Below are 21,049 nucleotides of genomic sequence, written 5' to 3' on the forward strand. Positions count from 1 at the left end.
CTCGCAAAAAATAAAAAAATAGGGTGTTGCGGCAGGAATTCAGTAAGAAACCCAGAATATTCATGTAAGGCGAATCGCGGCTTATGCTGCTGATCTACTGCCAGCAATACGGAATCTTTTACTTTTCTGATAATTGGGAGGATTTAATTCATGAACAAAACAGATCTGATCAACAACATTTCCAGCAAAAGCGGATTGACTAAAAGAGACGTAGAGAACGTCCTGAACGGTTTCCTTGGCGAAATCACAGATGCCCTTGCTAGCGGCGACAAAGTACAATTGATCGGCTTCGGTACATTCGAAACCCGCAAACGCGCAGGCCGCACGGGCCGCAACCCGCAAACAGGCAACACTATCGAAATTCCTGAGTCCAACGTTCCTGCATTCAAAGCGGGTAACAAACTTAAAGAAGCTGTAAAGTAATGCGTGTCGATAAATTCCTTAAAGTATCGAGGTTAATCAAACGGCGTACCGTAGCGAAGGATGTATCGGATCAAGGACGGGTGCTGATCAACGGCCGTGAGGCCAAGCCAAGCAGTACAGTCAAGGTGGGCGACGAGATCACGGTCCAATTTGGCCAGAAGCTGGTCACAGTCCGCGTCGAGCGTCTTGCCGAGACGACCCGTAAAGATGAGGCTGCAAGCCTCTATGCCTTGGTTAAGGAAGAACCGATCGCCAAAGATAACGGGTTGAACTGGTAAGATCAATCTGCTTATAAAGCACTCTCTCACGAATGTGAGGGGGTGCTTTTTTGTTCTCGCAGAAACGCTCATCGTCATTGAGAAGGACGACGAAGTTGTTTCTACTTGTTCGAAAAGGTATAGCCGCAGTTCTAAAGACAGGCTCCACCCCATAAGCTATTTTTAAAAGGAGGGGTACATGCCATGATCGACCAAGGGAAGGGTAAACATCATGACCTGCGGATGCAAAACCGTAAGCAGCTTGACATAACCGGCGTCCAAAATGTGGAGAGCTTCGACAGTGAAGAGTTTTTGCTGCAGACCGAACTCGGGCATCTGACCATCCGGGGGCAAAATTTACATATTAAAAATCTCAGCCTGGAAGAGGGGCTGCTGTCTATTGAAGGACTGGTACATTCCCTTATCTACCTGAATCCCGGATCCCAGGCTAAAAATAAAAGCCTCCTCGGCAAGCTGTTTAAATGAATCCGCAAATCCAATGGATAACGCTGCTCTGGATGCTCTTCTCCGGAGCAGCCATGGGACTGGCCTATGACAGCTACCGGGTGCTGGCAGGCCAGCTCCGTTTTCCCAGATGGTCACAACATGCGCTGGACCTTGTCTACTGGATCGCAGCCGCGTTGTTTGTATTCAAGATGCTGTATGTTACCAACTACGGCCAACTGCGTTTTTATGTGTTTGTAGGACTCTTTTTAGGGGTTTGGATCTATTTTTTATTATGGAGTGTTATAACCAGACGTTTTGTGGTAATGTTAATTCAGGTGGCAAAACGCTTGCTGTCGGTTTTAATGACAATGTTTCGTATATTGGTCTGGAATCCGATCAAGGGTATCCTGAACCTGCTGAAAGGTCTGTTCAAACTTCTATGGAGATTGGTCATGTTCCTTTTACGCATGGTACTGCGATGCTTGTTGCCTTTTTGGAGTCTTCTGAAATGGATGCTGAGGCCGATCACATCACGTATAGTGATGCCGGTGTGGTGCAAGCATGTGGCGGACAAGGTTATAAAGGCGTGGAAGCGCTGGTTTTAGGAGGAATGAGTCATGGGAAGATTTGCTGAACAACCGAAGCAGGCTCCCCAAAAGACAATAAAGAACAGAGGCGCACTTCGGCGCAGAAGAATGTATATGGCCATGATGGCGCTGTTTTTGATCTGGGCAGGTTCAACGCTCTGGTCTCAAAATGTTCATATCCAGAATCGGAATGAAACGCTGGCAGAGAAACGCACCGAGCAGAAGGCTGTACAAGAAGCGTGGAACGAGCTGAATCTTGAGGTCGAACGACTGCAGGATCCCGAATATATCGGGCAAATCGCCAGGAAGAAGTTCGGACTTTATCCACCGAACGAAGTTCCGATTATTCAACCGCATAATTCGGGTGAATAATGTCGGTAAAGCCATGACATACGTCTGTTGACCTCTTTTAGGTCATTGGGTATAATCAAATCACCGCAGCGAGATTCAAGAAATCGGACTGTATATTTTTAAGGGAGGATCATTTTATTCTATGGCAATTGAAGTGGGCACCAAGTTAGAGGGCAAGGTGACAGGCATAACGCATTTTGGAGCATTTGTGGATCTGTCAGGAGGTGTCACGGGTCTCGTTCACATCTCGGAGATCGCCGACAATTACGTTAAGGATGTCAACGATCACTTGAAGATCAACGATGTCGTTACCGTGAAGGTGATTAATGTCGACAAGGACGGCAAGATCGGTCTTTCGATCAAGCAAGCTGTCGACAAGCCGGCTTCCGAAAGTCGTCCACCCCGCGCACCAAGACCGGAACGCAGTGGAGGCGGAGAACGATTCGGAGGTGGCGGTGGAGGATATAACCGTGAACGTGGCGGACGCCCGTTTAAGCCTGCGGTCAATAAGCCTTCATTTGAGGATAAAATGTCACGCTTCCTGAAAGATAGTGAAGAACGTATTTCTTCGCTTAAGAAGAATACAGAGGGCAAACGCGGTGGACGCGGAGCCAAACGGGTGTAATTCGATAAAATATAAAGTTACCGCAGAGGGAAATAACCTTCTGCGGTTTTTTTGTCGCGTGATGCAAGGGTACGACAGGTTCCTACGTGATTTACGCCGCCAAAACGCTAATTGGTAAATTTAAGGCGCCCCAATTCGGGAAATTGATTAACCAAAATGTGGATGAATAAATCAAAAAAATGGGAATAGATCAAGGGATTAGCCTATCTCTTCCGAGCTTTCGCGGGGGCAGGCTTTTTTGTCGGAAATTTCTTTGGGGCTTGTCCGGTGTTCTGACAAACTTTCTCGGCACAAGAGTTTTATAATGGGACCAACAAATTCGTGAAGAATGGGGTGCCAGGGTGATGGAAAAAAGAAATGTAGTCATGTTTCCGGGGACAGAGACGGCAAAAGGAGGAGCGGGAGCTATTCGTGCCCGCTTGGCGGAACGTATCGGGCAATTATCCTTCGTGAAGCGACCCATCGAACTGCTGGCCGCGAAGAAATGGATGATATTGCTGACATTTATGGGATTTTTGCTGGGAAGAGCTATGATCCTGGACGAGCTGTCACCGTTTGCAGTTGCTTATTTTGCAGTCATCGCTTTTATTCGCAGAGATTATTTGCTCCCGGTCGGAGCAGCTGTTGTAGCGGGAAGTATATTTGCATCAGGTTCATCTTTTCTCATGATTCCGGCTGAGCTTATCCTTTTCTACTTTATGCTCAGAGGGCTGGAGACGTATGAACGGGCGGAGCTGTCCTATGCACCAATAATGGTGTTTGTGTCCACCTTCGTGGTGAATCTGTTCGCGTTGCTGGTCGGTCCATCCATGACCTGGTACTCCATGATAATGATGACATTAGATGCGGTGCTTGGGTTTGTGCTTACACTGGTATTTATCCAAGCCATTCCGGTATTTACCTTACGCAAAAAAAATTATGTGCTTAAGAACGAGGAAATCCTTTGTCTGATCATCTTGCTCGCATCCGTAATGACAGGAGCTGTGGGCTGGGTAGTCCAAGGGCTATCCGTAGAACATGTATTGTCACGCTATTTGATCCTGTTGTTTGCTCTTGTTGGAGGAGCTCCGCTGGGTGCTTCCGTCGGGGTGGTTACCGGCTTGATTCTTAGCTTGGCGGATATCTCGGCATTTGCTCAGATGAGTCTATTGGCTTTTTCGGGAATGCTGGCTGGTATGCTTCGGGAAGGCAAGAAAGGCGGTGTTTCGCTCGGGATGCTGCTAGGCGCGACGATATTGTCCATTTACTTCAACAAGCCAAACGAAGTGATGCTCTCTACTTGGGAAACCTGTATAGCGATCGGACTGTTCCTGGTTACACCTAGAGGTGTGATGCAGGCGATTGGCAAGTATGTGCCTGGTACGCAGGACCATACGAAGTCACAACATGAGTATGCGAAGCGGGTTCGGGATCTGACAGCAGATCGGGTAACCCAATTCTCTAAGGTATTCCGCCAGCTGTCGCAAAGCTTCGGGCAGACAACTGGAACGATGCAGCCTCCCGGCAAACAGACGACGGAGGAAATGAATCATTTCATGGATGCGGTGGCGGATGGAACATGCTCGTCCTGCTTTAAGCGGAATCACTGCTGGGATGCGAAATTTTATCAGACCTATAAATATATGACCGATATGATGACAACTATAGAAGAAAATCCAGATCTGGAGGCCAAGGATCTGCCGCCGGTGTGGGATAAGATATGTGCCAAAAAAGAAGAAGTGCTGGGTGTTCTCAAGCAGCAGTATCATCTATATCAACATGATATGCAATGGAAACGCCAAATATTCGATAGCCGTCATCTGGTTGCGGAACAGCTATCCGGTGTGTCGCAAGTCATGGAGGACTTGGCACGGGAGATCAAACGGGAAAGTCAGACGATGTATATCCAGGAAGAACAGATTCGTGAAGCGCTGCAGCATCTTGGCCTATCCATTCAAGGTATTGATATTATCAGTTTGGACTCGGGTCACGTAGAGATAGAAATCATTCATGCATATACCCGGGGGTATGATGAGTGCCGGAAGATTATCGCTCCGCTTCTCTCGGATATCATAGGTGAACATATTGCCGTTGTGGAAGAGACGATGACTCATCCGCGTGATGGGCTCGCGACCGTGCGGTTTGGTTCGGCTAAAACGTTTGAGATTACGACAGGTGTGGCCGCTGCGGCCAAAGGTGGAGATTTGCTGTCGGGAGACAGCTTCAGTACGGTTGAACTTGGAAATGGCACCTTTGCAGTGGCGCTGAGTGATGGAATGGGGAATGGAGAAAGAGCTAGAATGGAGAGCAGTTCGGCACTTAATATTTTGGAACAGCTGCTGCAGTCGGGAATGGATGAGAAGCTTGCGATCAAATCGGTCAATTCGATTCTGATGCTGCGTTCGCCAGATGAAATTTATGCAACGGTGGATATGGCACTGATTGATCAATATTCAGCACAGACTATTTTTTTGAAGATAGGTTCAACACCGAGTTTTATTAAACGGGGCAATGAAGTCATTCCTGTTACCGCAAGCAACCTACCGATCGGCATTATTCAGGATATTGAGGTGGATCTCGTGTCCTTACAGCTCCAGGCGGAGGATGTGCTTATTATGATGACGGACGGCATTTATGATGCGCCGGGCTACGCCGTAAACAAGGAACTTTGGATGAAGCGGATCATTCAGGAAGTGAACAGCTCAGACCCTCAAGAAATAGCAGATTGCTTGCTGGAAAAGGTGATACGGTATCAGCAAAATCAGATTCACGATGATATGACAGTTGTAGTTGGTCGTGTGGATCACTTCCACCCCGAGTGGGCCAACGTTCACGTGCCGGGTTTTGCACGGATGGAGCGGCCCCGTACGGTAAGCTGATAAAGTGAACTAAATATTTATAATATCAGTCTATGAGATTATAAGGGAATCCGTGGCGAACCTTTCGTCTATTCTTTCAATTTATCGTTTGAACTCTATAAAAAATGGGAATGATAGAGACAAGACGATAGTTTAATGATGTGACGGGGAGGTAGCAGGGAAATGAAACAAATATTGCTCATTACGGACGGTTGCTCTAATGTCGGCCCGAGCCCGATTATGGCGGCAGCGCATGCGCTGCAAGAAGGGATTACGGTCAATGTTGTCGGTGTGCTTGATTATGGGACGATAGGCGAGCTGGGCGGATTTGAAATTCAAGAGATTGCGAAAGCCGGGGGAGGCATTCACCGGATTGTTGGAACCCCGCAGCTTGCCAGAACGATGCAGATGATGACCCGTAAAACGGTAGTTCAAACCATACAGCAGGCGGTTAATAAAGAAATACAGCAAATTTTAGGAGGGGGTGCCCTTGAGGATCTTCCGCCTGATAAACGATCCCAGGTGGTTGAAGTAGTGGACGAGCTCGCCGAGACCTCGCCCCTGCAGGTTGCGCTTCTGATTGATGCAAGTGCAAGTATGAAACCTAAGCTTGGTGCAGTTGAGGAAGCGATCCGAGATCTGATGCTCAGTTTAAAAGCACGTGCAGGCTCAAGCCGACTGGCGGTATTTCACTTTCCCGGACGCGGGAGCGGAGAAGATGTCGTCAAAGATGTCGATTGGACTTCCGATCTGGACGGAGCAAGAGGATTATTCCATCGGCTTCAGATGAAGGGCGCCACTCCGACGGGGCCGGCACTGCTAAAGGTGATTGATTATTACCGATATGGTACACTAGAAGGTAATCAATCATGGCAGGGTGATTCCGGCCAAGAGGAAGGGATGCTCGGTGACTACGTTGTCTAATCCTGGTTATCCGCCGGGGACCGTAATTACAGGGAAATGGCGGAAGAAAAGGTACATCGTGGAACGGATGTTAGGCAAAGGGGCAAACGGCCGAGTCTATCTGGTGCAGCGGCCCGGACATACGGAGCGCTATGCCTTAAAAGTAGGTTACGATACACTTGATCTTCAGTCGGAGATCAATGTGTTGAACACGTTGAAAGAGCAGATGTCTGATCATTATTTGGTTGAAGCCGATGATCATCAGGACAGCAGCGGAGAAGTTCCTTTTTACGTAATGCGGTACATCGAGGGAAGCCAGCTTCAACATTTTATACGCTCGCGTGGAAGAGAATGGCTTGGTCTTGTTGGGCTCAAGCTGCTGGAGAAGCTCACTGTACTGCATAGGTCCGGCTATATATTCGGCGACCTTAAGCCTGAGAATGTCATGGTTTCGGCTTACGGTCAAGTGGAATTGATCGACTATGGCGGTGTCAGTGCGGTTGGCCGTAGTGTGAAGCAGTTTACGGAATGGTACGACCGCGGATATTGGAATGCCGGTAGCCGAACCGGCGATGAGGCCTATGACCTGTTCTCGTTTGCCGTGATGTGTATCCAGCTGTTGGATGAAGAGGTCCTTAGGACGGCCTCCGCACAGTTGCCCCAGATCCGCAGTGTTGCGGATCTTCAGGTAGCACTGCGAAAGAGCCCGCAGCTCAAGCCATATGCCGGCTGGCTGAGTAAAGCTCTCGCGGGCGGGTTCGCAGATTCACGAGAAGCGGTGAACCTTTGGAAAAATACCGTATATTCTCCATCCCGGTGGGAAAGTGGACAAGGGAAGACGCCGCTGTGGCTCAAAAATTCTTTTGTCATGTCACTCATTATCTTAGCCTGCGCTGTTTATTTGTTCCTTCGAACTTAAATGGAAGTCTCATGGAACCTGTGATATACAGCCTGTTTACCGGCATAAAAAGGGGACAATGAAATTGGAGCAGGATTATTTGAAATCATTAGTTGAACGTGTTGAGGATGTGGCAACCGAGAAGCAGCTGTGGGATGAAGGAGACACAATCATTGTGGCTGTTTCCGGCGGTCCGGATTCGGTGGCTCTATTGCACGTTCTCCATGAGATTTCAAGTCGGCGTACACCGCTTAAGCTGATCTGCGCCCATGTACATCACGGATTCCGTCAGGAATCTGACGACGAGGCAGTCATGGTACAAAGGCTCGCCGAAAGTTTGGGCATCCCTGTGGATACAGCTTATATTGATGTGCCGGCCTATATGAAATCAAGCGGAAAAGGCGGCCAGGAAGCGGCGCGTGACAAACGGTACGAATTCCTGTTTGAAACGGCAAGGAAATATGGAGCGAAATCCATTGCACTGGCCCATCATGCAGATGATCAGGCAGAGACGGTACTCATGCGTCTGCTGCGGGGAACCGGACCATCGGGTCTGGCCGGTATGAAAATCAAAAGATCCCAAAAAAATGTGGAACTGATCCGTCCGTTTCTTCGTATTAACAAAACGGACCTGATTGAGTTATGCGATCAACGTGGTTACTCCTATGCAATTGATTATAGCAACATGCTGACAAAATACCGCCGCAATGCAGTTCGACTGGAGGTATTTCCTTTCTTGGAGCAGTACAACACACAGATTTCTTCTTCTCTTAACCAGTTAGCTGAAGTGACTGGTGAGGAAGATGATTACATGGAGCTTGCTGCTGAGGATGCTTACCGCTCTCTTGTTAGGGAGATCGATGGAAGGACGTCTTTTGACGCACCTTCCTTTTTGGGCTTACATGTTGCTTTACAACGGCGTTTGATTAAACTAATATTAAATTATCTGTCGGCAGACCAGGAAAATACGGATTTCGTTAAGATTGAAACGGTCCGCCAAGGAGTTTTGCAGGATCGCCGGACCAATTGGCGACTGGATTTAGGGGGAGGATTGACCTGTATCCGTGAATACGGAGAGGTAAGCTTTTGCCCTAAGCCGCTTGCAGGACAGGGGAAGTACATATATCAGTTGAATTCCCCCGATGGACCGGATCTGGTTCTGCCGGAAATCGGAAAAATTTTAAAGCTTGCGCTTGTGGATGGAGAGGAAATGAGGGACGGCATAAAGTTGGCTTCAGGAGAAGCTTCCTTTGATGCGGATCAGCTACTTTTCCCTTTAACCGTACGCTGCAGGCAGCCCGGAGACAAGATGAAGGTCATGGGATTAAACGGCAGCAAAAAGGTGAAAGATATTCTCATTGATGAGAAAATTCCTCCTTCCGTACGTTCCATGATCCCCATGGTGTGCGATGGCTCAGGTAGCATCGTATGGATTCCGGGTGTAAGACGCTCTGTTCACGCTGCCGTTGGGCGGCATACAACATGTATTCTCCGCATGGAACTCGTGAATGCGGGGAAAGCGTAAAATGGGAATGGCCCGTTTTACACTTTCATAGTATAAACACGTAGGAGGTTCGCTCAGTTGCAGAATGACATTCAGGAAGTGCTCATCAGCGAAGAAGAAATACAGGCTAAGATTAAGGAATTAGGGGAAAAACTCAGCGCAGAATATGAGGGACGCGATCCTTTGGTGATTTGTGTTCTCAAAGGTGCGTTTATTTTTATGGCAGATTTGGTTAAAAACATTACGGTACCGATGGAACTGGATTTCATGGCGGTGTCGAGTTACGGTGCTTCTACGAAATCATCCGGTGTAGTTAAAATTATTAAAGACCTGGATGAATCCGTTGAAGGCAGAGACGTACTGATTGTCGAAGATATTATCGACAGCGGTCTGACACTCAGCTACCTGATCGACCTGCTTGAGAACCGTAAAGCCAAGTCGATTGCTGTGGTGACTCTGTTTGATAAACCGGCACGCCGGACTGTAGACCTGCAGGCAGACTATGCCGGGTTTGTTCTTCCGGATGCGTTTGTCGTAGGATATGGACTCGATTATGCCGAGCATTACCGGAACCTCCCCTACATCGGGATTTTGAAACCGGAAATTTACAGCAACTAAATACTACGCCGGATCACGGATCACTGCTCCATCCCGCATTGTTGAGATGGTCAGACAGGCTGTGGTAAAATATCTTATGTGTCTTTGAGAGGAGGTAGGGGATGAATCGGTTCATCCGGAATTCTGGTTTTTATTTAATTCTATTTTTAGTCGTGGTGGGCATTGTTCAATTCGTTACCAATGGTAACGAAGTAGCCGATACCCCTAGGTATGATCAACTGCGGCAGGAAATTAAGGCCAACAACATAAAAGAAATAACAGCTCAATTTGACGGTTATGCTTACCTTGTGACCGGTAAATATAATACGCCTAAGGGCGAGAAGAAATTAGAGAACTTCTCGACCTATATCCCGGCTACGGATGCTGCGATGGAAGAACTCGTTGCGGCGAGTGATCATAACCACATCCAATTTACCGTTAAGAAAATGGAAGGTCAGAGCATTTGGCTGACATTGTTATCTTCTTTTATTCCGCTCGTGATTATGTTTGTTCTGTTCTTCTTCCTGTTTAACCAGGCACAGGGCGGCGGCGGCAAAGTAATGAACTTTGGTAAGAGCAAAGCCCGTCTATATAATGAAGAGAAGAAGAAGATTACGTTTGAGGATGTAGCGGGAGCGGATGAGGAGAAGCAGGAGCTTATTGAAGTTGTCGACTTCCTGAAAGATCCGCGGAAGTTTAACACCGTAGGTGCCCGTATTCCTAAAGGTGTACTTCTCGTGGGCCCTCCGGGTACCGGTAAGACCCTCCTTGCTCGTGCAGTCGCAGGCGAAGCAGGAGTGCCATTCTTCAGTATATCGGGTTCTGACTTCGTCGAAATGTTCGTCGGTGTCGGTGCATCCCGTGTTCGTGACTTGTTTGAGAATGCGAAGAAAAATGCGCCTTGTATCATCTTTATTGACGAGATTGATGCGGTTGGTCGTCAGCGTGGTGCCGGACTTGGTGGCGGACATGACGAGCGTGAGCAGACACTCAACCAATTGCTCGTTGAAATGGACGGATTCGGAGCTAACGAAGGAATCATTATCGTAGCTGCGACGAACCGCCCGGATATTCTCGACCCAGCGTTGCTTCGTCCAGGTCGTTTTGACCGTCAGATTACGGTTGATCGTCCGGATGTGAAGGGCCGTGAAGCGGTATTGAAAGTACACGCACGTAACAAGCCGATGACGAATGATGTTAAACTGGACATCATTGCGAAACGGACTACCGGATTTACCGGTGCTGATCTGGAGAACCTCTTGAACGAAGCGGCATTGCTTGCTGCACGCCGTAACCGGAAAGACATCTCCATGCGTGAGGTGGATGAAGCGATTGACCGCGTTATCGTAGGTACGGAGAAACGCAGCCGCGTTATCAGTGACCGTGAGAAACGTATTGTGGCATATCACGAAGCAGGTCATACCATTGTCGGTTACTTCCTTGAGCATGCCGACATGGTGCATAAAGTAACGATCATTCCGCGCGGACGCGCTGGTGGATATGTTATTATGATGCCGAAGGAAGACCGTATGCTTGTAACGAAACAAGAGCTTCTGGACCGCGTTACCGGTTTGCTTGGCGGCCGTGTAGCGGAAGAACTGTTCATCGGAGAAATTGGAACCGGTGCTTACAGTGACTTCCAGCAGGCAACAGGCATTATCCGAAGCATGATTGTGGAATACGGTATGAGTGAGAAACTCGGACCGATGCAGTTCGGAACGTCGCAAGGTCAAGTGTTCCTGGGCCGTGACATCGGGCATGAGCAGAACTACAGTGACCAGATCGCTTACGAAATTGATCAGGAAATGCAGCGCTTCATTAATGATTGTTATGAGAAATGTAAGCAGGTGCTCACTGAGCATTCCAAGGAAGTTCACTTAATTGCCAATACACTCCTTGAAGAAGAGACTCTGGAGCTTGAGCAGATCAAGCAATTGATCGAAACAGGTGCACTGAGTGGAAAAGATTCAGGAGAAGGCGGTCAAGGACCATCCGAGAACGGAGAGCCTGTTATCGACAACGTTGGTGATATTCGCGTCCGGATCCAAGGCAAAGAAGAAGGTGAGCGTCCGACTTCTGGCGAAGAGATCCAGAACAGTCCGATGGACCATCAGGATTCTGAACGTAAAGATCCAGATGGCAAAACACCTCCGGGTGATTCGGACAACGGTAGCGGTAGATTATCATAATAAAAGCGGTAAAAACACCGCATGACGAATAAAAACAAAGAACCGGAGAACGATCATTCGTTTTCCGGTTCTTTTTGTGCTTCTTGTCACATTGACAGTCTTTCGAACCTTGTGTACATTAGGTGATAAACAAAAGGTGCTTCCTTTCACAAGGGGATAAGAGCATCTTGAAGCACTGGTTCACCAGCGGTCATGAAGGCCGTAAATACACAAGGGGAGAGGGTCGCTCGTGGAAGCTTTGGCGCTGGAGCGTAAAGCGGAACAAAACCGTGAATTGCGCGAACGATTAATGCAGTTGAAGAAAGAACGCAATGCCATTATTTTGGCGCATTATTATCAGCGGGATGAGATACAGGAGGTTGCGGATTTTCGGGGAGACTCTTTCTTGCTTGCCCAAAAGGCAGCACAGACGGATGCGGATGTCATCGTATTTTGCGGTGTTCATTTCATGGGAGAGAGTGCGAAAATTCTTGCACCGAACAAAACAGTTATTATACCCGATGAGCGTGCGGGATGCCCCATGGCGGATATGGTCAACGTCGATGGACTGCGTAAGCTGAAGGCACAGCACCCAAACGCCAAGGTCGTTACATACATTAACTCATCCGCGGAAATCAAGGCCGAGACAGACATTTGCTGCACGTCTTCTAATGCCGTAAAGGTCATCCAATCCGTTGATTCTGATGAAATTATTTGGGTTCCTGACAAAAACCTAGGACACTATGTTCAGCAGCATACCGACAAGAAACTCATTATTTGGGAAGGCTACTGCAACACACACGACATGTTGACCGTTAAAGATGTTGTGGAGATGAAAGCCAAATACCCGAATGCTGAATTTGTCGTCCATCCGGAATGCCGTCCAGAAGTCGTTGCAATGGGCGATTTTGTGGGCAGCACCACTGCTATACTGGAATACTGCAAGCAATCCTCCTGTAAGGAGTTTATTATAGGCACCGAAGATGGAACCGGATATCAGCTCCGTCTGGATGGTCCGGACAAATCGTTCCATTTTGCGACCAAGTTTCTCGTGTGTCCTAACATGAAAGTAAATAATCTTAAAAAGTTGGTCAAATGTCTGGAGACGATGAAACCTCAAATCTATGTGCCGCCGGTTGTCGCGGAAAAAGCCAGAACTTCATTAGAGCGCATGTTACAAGTTAAGTAGCATGCGCTACTCTTCGCTAAAGACAGGTGAGTCACGTGATACCGCAATATTTGATCGATTTTGATCTGCAGGATTTGCCGGTAGTAGAGACGGACGTAATTGTGGTCGGTTCCGGTATTGCCGGATTATACACAGCGATTGAAGGAAGCACTGACCGCAAAGTTCTGCTGATCACCAAGAAAACACTGATGGAGAGCAATACTCGCTATGCCCAGGGTGGCATTGCTGCTGTGACCGCAGAGGATGATTCTCCGGCGTATCATCGGCAGGATACCTTGTTGGCTGGGGCCGGGCTTTGTTCTTCTACTGCTGTAGATGTACTGGTCAATGAAGGTCCGGCCGGTGTTCAGGAGCTGATCCGGTTAGGTACTACGTTTGATGTGGAGGACGGGGTAATTGCTCTAACCAAGGAGGGGGCACATAGTCACCGGCGCATTCTACATGCGAACGGGGATGCGACAGGTTATGAAATTGTTCGTGCACTTTCCAAGCAGGTGGAACATCTTCCTAATGTGACCGTGTGGGATGATCATTTTGTTATTGACCTCGTTACTCAGGAGAATGAGTGCCTGGGTGCTCTGGTGCAAATGCCGGATGGCAGCCGTGTATTTGTGCGGGGCCAGGCGACGGTGTTATGCTCCGGTGGTGCAGGGCAGCTGTATCGTTACACAACGAATCCGGAGGTAGCCACAGCAGATGGAGTTGCTATGGCTTATCGTGCCGGGGCCGAGATCAGGGATATGGAATTCATTCAATTTCATCCGACGGCGCTCAGCTATCCAGGCGCACCAAGATTTTTAATCTCGGAGGCAGTTCGGGGTGAGGGTGCGTATCTACGTAATATCAAAGGCGAACGTTTTATGGACCGATATCATGAACTGCTCGAACTTGCTCCGCGGGATATCGTTGCCCGGGCCATTGTTAGTGAAATGGAAGAGACAGGGTCGACGTTTGTCTATCTCGATATAACGCATGAATCGCCGGAGATGGTGAAGCATCGCTTTCCGACGATATATGAAATGTGTATGCGTTACGGACTTGATTTGACCACGGATTGGATTCCTGTGTCCCCTGCAGCGCATTATATGATGGGGGGCGTCAAGACTGGCTTGCACGGCGAGAGCAGTATTTATCGGTTATTTGCTTGCGGGGAAGTATCGTCCACCGGCGTACATGGTGCCAACCGGCTGGCGAGTAACTCTCTGTCTGAGGCGCTAGTATATGGGCGGAGGATTGTGGACCAGATAAGACAGCTCCCGGAAACTCCTGCGGAGCCAGTACTGCTGTCTTTCAGCTGGCAGCGTAAGGAAGCGCCGTCCCAGGCGATTGTTGAACGCCGGCTGAAACTGCAGAAAGTTATGGTTCGATATGCCGGCCTGCGCCGCAGTAAGGATACCCTGCTGCGGGCAATTGACGATCTCAATCGTCAGCTGCCGCTGTTTCAGTCCGTACTGACGAAACGGGAGGAATATGAGTTCGCGAACATGCTCACGAGCTCTCTGCTGGTCATTCAGAGTGCGCTGCGTCGTGAGGAAAGCCGGGGAGCTCATTACCGGGAGGATTTCCCACAGCGGGATAATAAAGGGTGGCGCAAGCACATTGTTCATGTTTGGGATCAAGGAATGACGGAGGAATTCAGTGATGATGTTTAATGGATATAATGAGAGCTTGGTGGACAATATCCGGGCTTGGCTTCAAGAAGATGTCGGATCAGGCGACATCACCACAATGACAACGATCCCTGACGGGCATGAATCGAAAGCAATTATCCATGCTAAAGAGGCGGGGATCGTGGCAGGCATACCAGTCGCGGAACTCGTTTTTGACATTGTGGATCAGAGCCTTTCCTTTAAGGCCCATGTCCGGGATGGTCAGTGGGTGGATAAGGGGGATGTGCTGGCTGAGATTGAGGGCAGTACACACCGGATTCTGACTGGAGAGCGGCTTGCGCTTAACCTGCTGCAGCGACTATCGGGCATTGCTACGAAGACACGGGCATTCGTGGATGCTCTTGAGGGGCTGCCGACAAGGCTGGTAGATACCCGAAAAACAACCCCGGGCCATCGTATGCTGGAGAAATACGCAGTGCGTGTGGGGGGAGGAGCCAATCACCGGTTCGGTTTGTATGATGCGGTAATGATCAAGGATAATCATATTAAGGGAGCCGGGGGAATCACTCAAGCGGTCAGCCGTGCGCGTAGCAATATTCCGCATACCATGAAGATCGAGGTTGAAACGGAAAGCTTGGAGCAAGTGCAGGAAGCTTTAACAGCCGGAGCGGATATTATTATGCTTGATAATATGGATCCGGGTATGATGGCGGAAGCCGTACACCGGATTAAAACCGATGCACCTCATGTTACAATTGAAGCTTCCGGCAATGTAACGCTTGAGACCGTACGCACGATAGCAGCATCGGGTGTAGATGTCATTTCCGTAGGACGGTTGACGTATTCTTTTAACAGTTTGGACATCAGCTTAGATTTAAACGCCAAGAAAGGAGGCGTAACATCATGATTTTGGTTGTGGACGTTGGAAATACAAATATTGTATTAGGTATTTATCAAGGAAAGGAACTTCTTCATCATTTCCGGATTAGTACCTCGCGTCAATCGACAGTAGATGAGTACGGAGTACTGATTCATAATTTGTTTCAAATGTCTAAAATATTGATAAGCGAAATAGAAGGGGTTATCGTTTCTTCGGTGGTTCCACCGCTGGTGCGAGTGGTGGAAGAAATGTGCCTTAAATATATTAAGAAGGCTCCGCTTATTGTAGGCCCGGGAATCAAAACAGGTCTGAATCTCCGTTACGAAAATCCGAGAGAAGTCGGAGCCGACCGTATCGTTAATGCGGTAGCAGCTGTCGAGCAGTACGGGGGCCCACTGATCGTTGTGGACTTTGGAACGGCAACGACGTTTGATTGTATCGATAGTAAGGGGAACTATCTCGGGGGCGCGATTGTGCCGGGAATCGGCATAGCGACTGAAGCACTTGTTCAGCGCGCATCCAAGCTGCCCCGTGTTGAGCTGGAGAAGCCGAAGAAGGTGATTGGCCGCAATACCGTTCACGCAATGCAGGCAGGCATTATTTATGGTTACGCCGGCCAGGTGGATGGGCTTGTGAAACGAATAAAAGCGGAGATGGAAGCGGACAATGTGAAGGTTATCGCAACCGGGGGATTGGCTGAGCTGATCGCCAGTGAATCGGATTCCATCGATAAGATTGACGAAATGCTTACGCTGGAAGGACTGCGGATCATCCACGAACGTAACTAATTCGTAAGTCTCAAATTTTATATAAGGTCAAACAAATAGTAAAATACAAGAGTTATATACAACGAGGGTTTTGTGAAATTTAACAACAAGAGAACAAGGAGGCTGTAAGATGGACAACCACAAAGACCGTATACTCCGGGGAACGGCGATGGGGGGCAAAATAAGAGCCTTCGCCGTACGAACAACGAACCTAGTAGAGGAACTGCGGCGCAGACATGATACTTTTCCCGTCGTAACAGCCGCTTTGGGCCGTACTGTCTCGGCTGCTGCCATGATGGGTAACATGCTGAAAGGGGAGGAGCGTCTCAGTATTCAAGTTCGCGGTGATGGCCCGATCGGTCTGATTGCGGCTGAGGCGAATGCATACGGAGAAGTTCGAGGCTATGTGAACAACCCTCATGTAGAGCTGACGAACATCCGTCCAGGCAAAATGAATGTGGCAGCAGCCGTCGGAACAACAGGCTATATCCATGTCACTAAGGATTTTGGGTTGAAGGAACCCTACCGCGGCAGTGTACCGATCATATCTGGTGAGTTGGCAGAAGATTTTACGTATTATTTTGCCGTATCTGAGCAGACGAACTCCGCTGTCAGCCTTGGTGTCCTCGTTTCACCTGACTATACCGTAGCTAACGCAGGCGGGTTTATTATTCAGCTGCTGCCTGGTGTGACGGATGATGAAATTACAGAGCTGGAGAGAGCGTTAAGCCAGATTCCACCAGTTACAACACTTCTTGAAGAAGGACTTGAACTCGAGGAAATCTTACGCCGTATTTTGCCTGATGTAACCATTTTGGAAGAAACAGAAGTGCATTTTCACTGCGATTGCTCCCATGAACGTGTAGAGCGGGCTCTGATCAGTATGGGACGGGAAGAACTTGAACAGATGATCCGCGAAGATCGCAAGGCGGAAGTTACCTGCCACTTTTGCAATGAAGCATACACGTATGATGAAGATCAGCTAAAATCCGTTTTAGAGCGGGCCAAATCTTAAGGTATTGGGATGAGCAACCGTCATGACGAGACAAGAGAAGGGATTATGGGTAACCGTCATTGTCTTGACTGCAGGTGTGTTATTTATGGGGAGCTGGATATTTTTCTCCGGGGTTCTATTTCAGGAAGGGAATAAAAAACCTGAACAAGATCCGCCTGTCGTCGCATCTGTGCAAGACAGGGCGATTACAGAAGTAGAGTGGACTGAAGAGCTAAAGAAGAGGTACGGTAGCGAAGTGTTGATGACGATGATGAACCGTCAGGTGGTTGCTTTGGAGGCTGATGCCACCCATATTACGGTCACTCCTGAGGAGGTTGATCGGGAGCTTGAGCGGATCGGTCAGGGCTACGGCTCGAAAGAACGGTTCCTGCAGGAAATGGAGCAGCAGCTCGGTCTGTCAGAAGAAATGCTGAAGGTCGAGACGGAATATAGGCTTACTTTGGAAAAAATAGCGACAGCTGACGTTAAAGTTGACGATGTGGAGATTGATCAATACCTGAATCAGCATCCGGACCAATTTCATCCCAAAAAGCAGTTCAACCTATCCATCATTAAGGTGGATACGGAATCAGAAGCGGATGAAGTACTGAACCAGCTGGAGAACGGTGAGGATTTTGCCTCTCTTGCCGCTGAGGTATCTATTGATGAATATACCCGGGATAATGGAGGCGAGCTGGGATTGGTTGAAGAAGACGATCCCTTTCAGCCGAAGGCGTTGATGGAGACCGTATTATCTTTAAGTAAAGGGGATATCGCTGGTCCAATTAATCTGAAGGACAGCTATGCAATCGTTTATGTTGAGGATATCTTAGTTCCTGAAACGCCAGATGAGAATTTAATCCGGGAGACGGTACGTAAACAACTTGCTTTGGAGCAGTCCGTTTCTCTTTCTGAGCTTGAGCGCCAGCTTCGGGACAAATATGCAGCTCGTATTGTGGCAGGTGTTCCTTTAGCACTACACAATAATTAATTAAAATAGGCCTTTGCAGCGGAGTGATTCCCTTGCTGCAAAGGCTTGTTTTATTTGGTAAGAAATATTAAATGTTTTCTAAGGCAGACTATGCTGTTTCTTCTTATTGACAAGGATAAATAAGGTTGATAATATGAATATATAAAAACCTAGCGAATTACTCGGATATTAAGAAAACGGAAGTCGGACTTGATTTACAGACCAGCTTCTTCGTTTTCTCAATCATACAACTAGATAACCGGATATATACGAATTCTAGAGCGAATCAAGGGAGGGCTTCATTATGGCTAAAGTAGTGAACAGTGTAACAGAGTTAATCGGTGGAACACCACTTGTCCGTTTGAATCGGATCGTTCCGGAGGACAGTGCGGAGATATACCTGAAGCTGGAATACCAGAATCCGGGCTCGAGTGTTAAGGACCGGATTGCCATCAGTATTGTGGAAGAAGCCGAGAAAGAAGGCCGCTTGAAGCCGGGCGATACGATTATCGAAGCGACCAGCGGCAACACAGGCATTGGCCTGGCTATGGTTGCTGCGGCTAAGGGATATAAGGCTGTTATCGTTATGCCGGAGACCATGAGCTTGGAGCGTCGCAATCTGCTTCGTGCTTACGGAGCCGAGCTGGTTCTTACGCCGGGAGCTGAAGGCATGAACGGTGCGGTTAAGAAAGCGGAAGAAATTTTGCAGGAGAATTCAGGGTTTTTCATGGCTGAGCAGTTCAAGAACCAGGCTAACGTAAAAATCCACCGCGAAACTACAGGGCCTGAAATCGTAGAGGCTGTCCAATCCATTGGCGGTACATTGGATGCATTTGTAGCAGGTATCGGTACGGGAGGAACGATTACGGGTGCTGGTGAAGTGCTGAAGGAAGCTTTTTCAGACATTAAAATTTACGCTGTGGAACCTGCAGCTTCCCCGATCTTGGCAGGCGGTAAGCCGGGTCCTCATAAAATCCAGGGTATTGGCGCCAACTTTGTGCCCGAAATTCTGAATCAGGAAATTTATGATGAAATCATTCATGTTGAGAATGATGATGCTTTTGACACGGCTCGCCGAGTGGCGAAAGAGGAAGGTATTCTTGCTGGTATTTCTTCAGGGGCTGCAGTCCATGCTGCTCTGAAGGTCGCCAAGGAGCTGGGTAAGGGTAAACGTGTGGTTGCCATCATTCCGAGCAACGGAGAGCGTTACTTAAGTACACCGTTATACAATTTCGAGTCCTAATCCATTCTGATTTGAATGAATAGTTTACGGCCTTCAATGTATTTAAGCATTGGAGGCTTTTTCTTATGCTCATGTTTTTGCCCGTGAAAGCCATTCCATTAAAATATTCGAGAAGGCAGATGGTTTCGGGGTTTTCAAGTGGGGCAGGATACAGTATACTGACAGGCAACAGAACAGGCTTGCGGTCATTAGGGAGGATAAGCGTGGATAGAAAAATAAAGCTGGCTCAATGGCTTGATTGGGCAGATGAAGGTTGGTCCATGCTGCCTTATATGGTTCAGTTCCAGGGCCGGAAGGAAGGACTTCCTACAACTTGGGAACAAGCATGGAAGGCGGCTTCACCTTATGCCTTCGTGCTCGAAAGCGGCAAAAGCGGCAGATATACTTATTTGGGATTGAACCCGGTGTCGGTGCTAACGGGTAAAGGGCTACACGGTGAGATGACAGACCTACGTACAGGCAAAACCCGGTATAGCGAGGGTAAACCGCTTCAGCTGTTAGAGAACTGGATGGGGGACCTCAAATCGCCCCGGGTACCAGGCTGGCCTGATTTTCGCGGCGGTTGTGCGGGATTTATCGGATATGATGTGATCCGTTCCCTTGAGGACTTACCTTCGTTAGCGAAGGATAATGCAGGCTTTCCGGATTACATGTGGATGCGAATGGAAGAGGTCTGGATTTATGATCATCAACAGCAATCCATATATTGTACAGTGCATGTGCCATGGTTACCGGCAGAAAGCGGCGGCGTTTATACGGAAGAACTTACGAGAATGTATGCGGACGCTGAGACTAAAGCCATAAGTATGATCGAGCAATGGAACACTTTCCTTGGCAATACAGCCGGTGAGGAAGAAAGTTCGGAAGAGCATAGTCGAATGTTGGCTAGAAGGAGTAAGGTTGCAGATCTTGCAGGTCCACATGTGGAAGGTTGGGACCGGTTGGAAAGCGATTTTTCACAGGAGGCGTTTCAACAGGCGGTGTTGTCCATACAGGAATATATCCGCCAGGGAGATGTGTTTCAGGTTAATTTGTCGCTGCGGAGGCATTTGAAGCTTAACTCCGATCCTGCGGATGTTTATGAGTGGTTGCGTCTTCTGAACCCTTCTCCGTACATGGGATATATCACTTCGCCGCGATTTTCGCTGGCCAGCGGTTCCCCAGAACTGCTCATCAAGCTGGATGGAGATCGTGTATCGGCAAGACCGATAGCAGGTACACGCCGCCGGGGAGCGGGACCGGAAGAGGATGCAGTCATGGAGGCAGAACTGACTGGCAGCGAGAAAGAGCGGGCCGAGCATATCATGCTCGTTGACCTGGAGCGTAATGATATTGGGCGTATTGCCGCCTACGGTACGGTGCATGTGCCTGAACTGATGACGGTGGAACGTTATTCTCATGTGATGCATCTCGTTTCCCAGGTGGAAGGACAGCTTGCCGACAATAAGGACGCATATGATGTCATCGCGGCAGCTTTCCCAGGTGGAACGATCACGGGTGCGCCGAAGATACGGACGATGGAAATTATTGAAGAGTTAGAGCCGGTTACCCGGGGGCCTTATACGGGATCAATGGGGTGGATTGATTACAATGGCGATATGGAATTGAATATTATTATACGGACTCTGGCCGTTCAGGACGGGGTTGGATATATCCAGGCCGGAGCAGGTATTGTTATTGATTCCGATCCCTACAGGGAATACCGGGAATGCCATAATAAAGCCAAAGCGCTGATTGCAGCGGTCATGTGTAGTGAAGAAGAAGCCGCAGTAACGGCAGTAAAATAGGGGGAGTATATC

General features: G+C 48.5%; 20 protein-coding genes. All 20 read left to right on the forward strand.

Going from position 1 to position 21,049, the window contains the following annotated elements; all coding sequences use genetic code 11:
- Positions 1–150: 150 nt before the first annotated feature.
- The 20 genes from MNQ98_RS00230 (at position 151) to MNQ98_RS00325 (ending at position 21,037) form a co-directional block, all read left to right on the forward strand.
- Positions 151–423, forward strand: a complete 273-nt coding sequence (locus MNQ98_RS00230; protein WP_208916736.1) for an HU family DNA-binding protein — start codon at positions 151–153, stop codon at positions 421–423.
- On the forward strand, positions 423–701 hold the full coding sequence (locus MNQ98_RS00235; protein ID WP_208916734.1) for an RNA-binding S4 domain-containing protein: 279 nt from the start codon (positions 423–425) through the stop codon (positions 699–701). Before MNQ98_RS00230 ends, MNQ98_RS00235 begins: the two co-directional genes overlap by 1 nt.
- Positions 702–884: 183 nt before the next feature.
- Positions 885–1,166, forward strand: a complete 282-nt coding sequence (yabP, locus tag MNQ98_RS00240) for a sporulation protein YabP (RefSeq protein WP_106769539.1) — start codon at positions 885–887, stop codon at positions 1,164–1,166.
- Positions 1,163–1,732, forward strand: coding sequence for a spore cortex biosynthesis protein YabQ (yabQ, locus tag MNQ98_RS00245; protein WP_241931391.1), 570 nt, complete (start codon positions 1,163–1,165; stop codon positions 1,730–1,732). The genes yabP and yabQ overlap by 4 nt, the downstream gene beginning before the upstream one ends.
- Before the next feature lie 12 nt (positions 1,733–1,744).
- Positions 1,745–2,086 (forward strand): FtsB family cell division protein, encoded by a 342-nt coding sequence (locus MNQ98_RS00250; RefSeq protein ID WP_208916730.1) that lies wholly within the window; start codon positions 1,745–1,747, stop codon positions 2,084–2,086.
- A gap of 121 nt (positions 2,087–2,207) precedes the next feature.
- Entirely contained in the window at positions 2,208–2,690 is a 483-nt protein-coding gene (locus tag MNQ98_RS00255) for a S1 domain-containing RNA-binding protein (RefSeq protein WP_208916728.1), read from the forward strand.
- Positions 2,691–3,034: 344 nt separating this feature from the next.
- A complete protein-coding gene (gene spoIIE / locus MNQ98_RS00260) occupies positions 3,035–5,548 on the forward strand; it encodes a stage II sporulation protein E (RefSeq protein WP_241931392.1) in 2,514 nt (837 codons plus the stop codon).
- Between the two features lie 162 nt (positions 5,549–5,710).
- Positions 5,711–6,451 carry a vWA domain-containing protein gene (locus MNQ98_RS00265; protein ID WP_241931393.1) on the forward strand — a complete coding sequence of 247 codons (741 nt, stop codon included), beginning with the start codon at positions 5,711–5,713 and terminating at the stop codon, positions 6,449–6,451.
- Positions 6,435–7,349, forward strand: a complete 915-nt coding sequence (locus MNQ98_RS00270) for a serine/threonine protein kinase (protein ID WP_241931394.1) — start codon at positions 6,435–6,437, stop codon at positions 7,347–7,349. Before MNQ98_RS00265 ends, MNQ98_RS00270 begins: the two co-directional genes overlap by 17 nt.
- 58 nt (positions 7,350–7,407) lie before the next feature.
- Positions 7,408–8,853: a tRNA lysidine(34) synthetase TilS gene (tilS, locus tag MNQ98_RS00275; protein WP_241931395.1), complete on the forward strand. Its 1,446-nt coding sequence runs from the start codon at positions 7,408–7,410 to the stop codon at positions 8,851–8,853.
- Between the two features lie 57 nt (positions 8,854–8,910).
- Positions 8,911–9,450 (forward strand): hypoxanthine phosphoribosyltransferase, encoded by a 540-nt coding sequence (gene hpt, locus MNQ98_RS00280; RefSeq protein WP_208916717.1) that lies wholly within the window; start codon positions 8,911–8,913, stop codon positions 9,448–9,450.
- 101 nt (positions 9,451–9,551) lie between these two features.
- Positions 9,552–11,618 (forward strand): ATP-dependent zinc metalloprotease FtsH, encoded by a 2,067-nt coding sequence (gene ftsH, locus MNQ98_RS00285; protein WP_241931396.1) that lies wholly within the window; start codon positions 9,552–9,554, stop codon positions 11,616–11,618.
- 229 nt (positions 11,619–11,847) lie between these two features.
- A complete protein-coding gene (nadA, locus tag MNQ98_RS00290) occupies positions 11,848–12,786 on the forward strand; it encodes a quinolinate synthase NadA (RefSeq protein ID WP_241931397.1) in 939 nt (312 codons plus the stop codon).
- A 35-nt stretch (positions 12,787–12,821) separates the two neighbouring features.
- Positions 12,822–14,438: an L-aspartate oxidase gene (gene nadB / locus MNQ98_RS00295; protein ID WP_241931398.1), complete on the forward strand. Its 1,617-nt coding sequence runs from the start codon at positions 12,822–12,824 to the stop codon at positions 14,436–14,438.
- Entirely contained in the window at positions 14,428–15,303 is an 876-nt protein-coding gene (gene nadC / locus MNQ98_RS00300; RefSeq protein WP_241931399.1) for a carboxylating nicotinate-nucleotide diphosphorylase, read from the forward strand. Before nadB ends, nadC begins: the two co-directional genes overlap by 11 nt.
- A complete protein-coding gene (locus MNQ98_RS00305) occupies positions 15,300–16,064 on the forward strand; it encodes a type III pantothenate kinase (RefSeq protein ID WP_241931400.1) in 765 nt (254 codons plus the stop codon). Before nadC ends, MNQ98_RS00305 begins: the two co-directional genes overlap by 4 nt.
- 109 nt (positions 16,065–16,173) lie before the next feature.
- On the forward strand, positions 16,174–17,058 hold the full coding sequence (hslO, locus tag MNQ98_RS00310) for an Hsp33 family molecular chaperone HslO (RefSeq protein ID WP_241931401.1): 885 nt from the start codon (positions 16,174–16,176) through the stop codon (positions 17,056–17,058).
- Positions 17,059–17,080: 22 nt separating this feature from the next.
- Complete coding sequence (locus MNQ98_RS00315; RefSeq protein ID WP_241931402.1) at positions 17,081–18,028, forward strand: peptidyl-prolyl cis-trans isomerase; 948 nt, start codon at positions 17,081–17,083, stop codon at positions 18,026–18,028.
- A 283-nt stretch (positions 18,029–18,311) separates the two neighbouring features.
- The gene (gene cysK, locus MNQ98_RS00320; RefSeq protein ID WP_241931403.1) at positions 18,312–19,250 is read left to right on the forward strand and encodes a cysteine synthase A; all 939 of its coding nucleotides are present in this window, start codon (positions 18,312–18,314) and stop codon (positions 19,248–19,250) included.
- A 197-nt stretch (positions 19,251–19,447) separates the two neighbouring features.
- Positions 19,448–21,037: an anthranilate synthase component I family protein gene (locus MNQ98_RS00325; RefSeq protein ID WP_481856751.1), complete on the forward strand. Its 1,590-nt coding sequence runs from the start codon at positions 19,448–19,450 to the stop codon at positions 21,035–21,037.
- The last annotated feature ends 12 nt before the right edge of the window (positions 21,038–21,049 follow it).

It is taken from the genome of Paenibacillus sp. N3/727 (genome assembly GCF_022637315.1).
Classification (GTDB): domain Bacteria; phylum Bacillota; class Bacilli; order Paenibacillales; family Paenibacillaceae; genus Paenibacillus_AQ; species Paenibacillus_AQ uliginis.

What these genes read in the sequence shown, in the direction of transcription:
- MNQ98_RS00230 (WP_208916736.1), top strand. Translation starts at nt 151, where the DNA reads ATGAACAAAACAGATCTGATCAACAACATTTCCAGCAAAAGCGGATTG.
- MNQ98_RS00235 (WP_208916734.1), top strand. Translation starts at nt 423, where the DNA reads ATGCGTGTCGATAAATTCCTTAAAGTATCGAGGTTAATCAAACGGCGT.
- yabP (WP_106769539.1), top strand. Translation starts at nt 885, where the DNA reads ATGATCGACCAAGGGAAGGGTAAACATCATGACCTGCGGATGCAAAAC.
- yabQ (WP_241931391.1), top strand. Translation starts at nt 1,163, where the DNA reads ATGAATCCGCAAATCCAATGGATAACGCTGCTCTGGATGCTCTTCTCC.
- MNQ98_RS00250 (WP_208916730.1), top strand. Translation starts at nt 1,745, where the DNA reads ATGGGAAGATTTGCTGAACAACCGAAGCAGGCTCCCCAAAAGACAATA.
- MNQ98_RS00255 (WP_208916728.1), top strand. Translation starts at nt 2,208, where the DNA reads ATGGCAATTGAAGTGGGCACCAAGTTAGAGGGCAAGGTGACAGGCATA.
- spoIIE (WP_241931392.1), top strand. Translation starts at nt 3,035, where the DNA reads ATGGAAAAAAGAAATGTAGTCATGTTTCCGGGGACAGAGACGGCAAAA.
- MNQ98_RS00265 (WP_241931393.1), top strand. Translation starts at nt 5,711, where the DNA reads ATGAAACAAATATTGCTCATTACGGACGGTTGCTCTAATGTCGGCCCG.
- tilS (WP_241931395.1), top strand. Translation starts at nt 7,408, where the DNA reads ATGAAATTGGAGCAGGATTATTTGAAATCATTAGTTGAACGTGTTGAG.
- ftsH (WP_241931396.1), top strand. Translation starts at nt 9,552, where the DNA reads ATGAATCGGTTCATCCGGAATTCTGGTTTTTATTTAATTCTATTTTTA.
- nadC (WP_241931399.1), top strand. Translation starts at nt 14,428, where the DNA reads ATGATGTTTAATGGATATAATGAGAGCTTGGTGGACAATATCCGGGCT.
- MNQ98_RS00305 (WP_241931400.1), top strand. Translation starts at nt 15,300, where the DNA reads ATGATTTTGGTTGTGGACGTTGGAAATACAAATATTGTATTAGGTATT.
- hslO (WP_241931401.1), top strand. Translation starts at nt 16,174, where the DNA reads ATGGACAACCACAAAGACCGTATACTCCGGGGAACGGCGATGGGGGGC.
- MNQ98_RS00315 (WP_241931402.1), top strand. Translation starts at nt 17,081, where the DNA reads ATGACGAGACAAGAGAAGGGATTATGGGTAACCGTCATTGTCTTGACT.
- cysK (WP_241931403.1), top strand. Translation starts at nt 18,312, where the DNA reads ATGGCTAAAGTAGTGAACAGTGTAACAGAGTTAATCGGTGGAACACCA.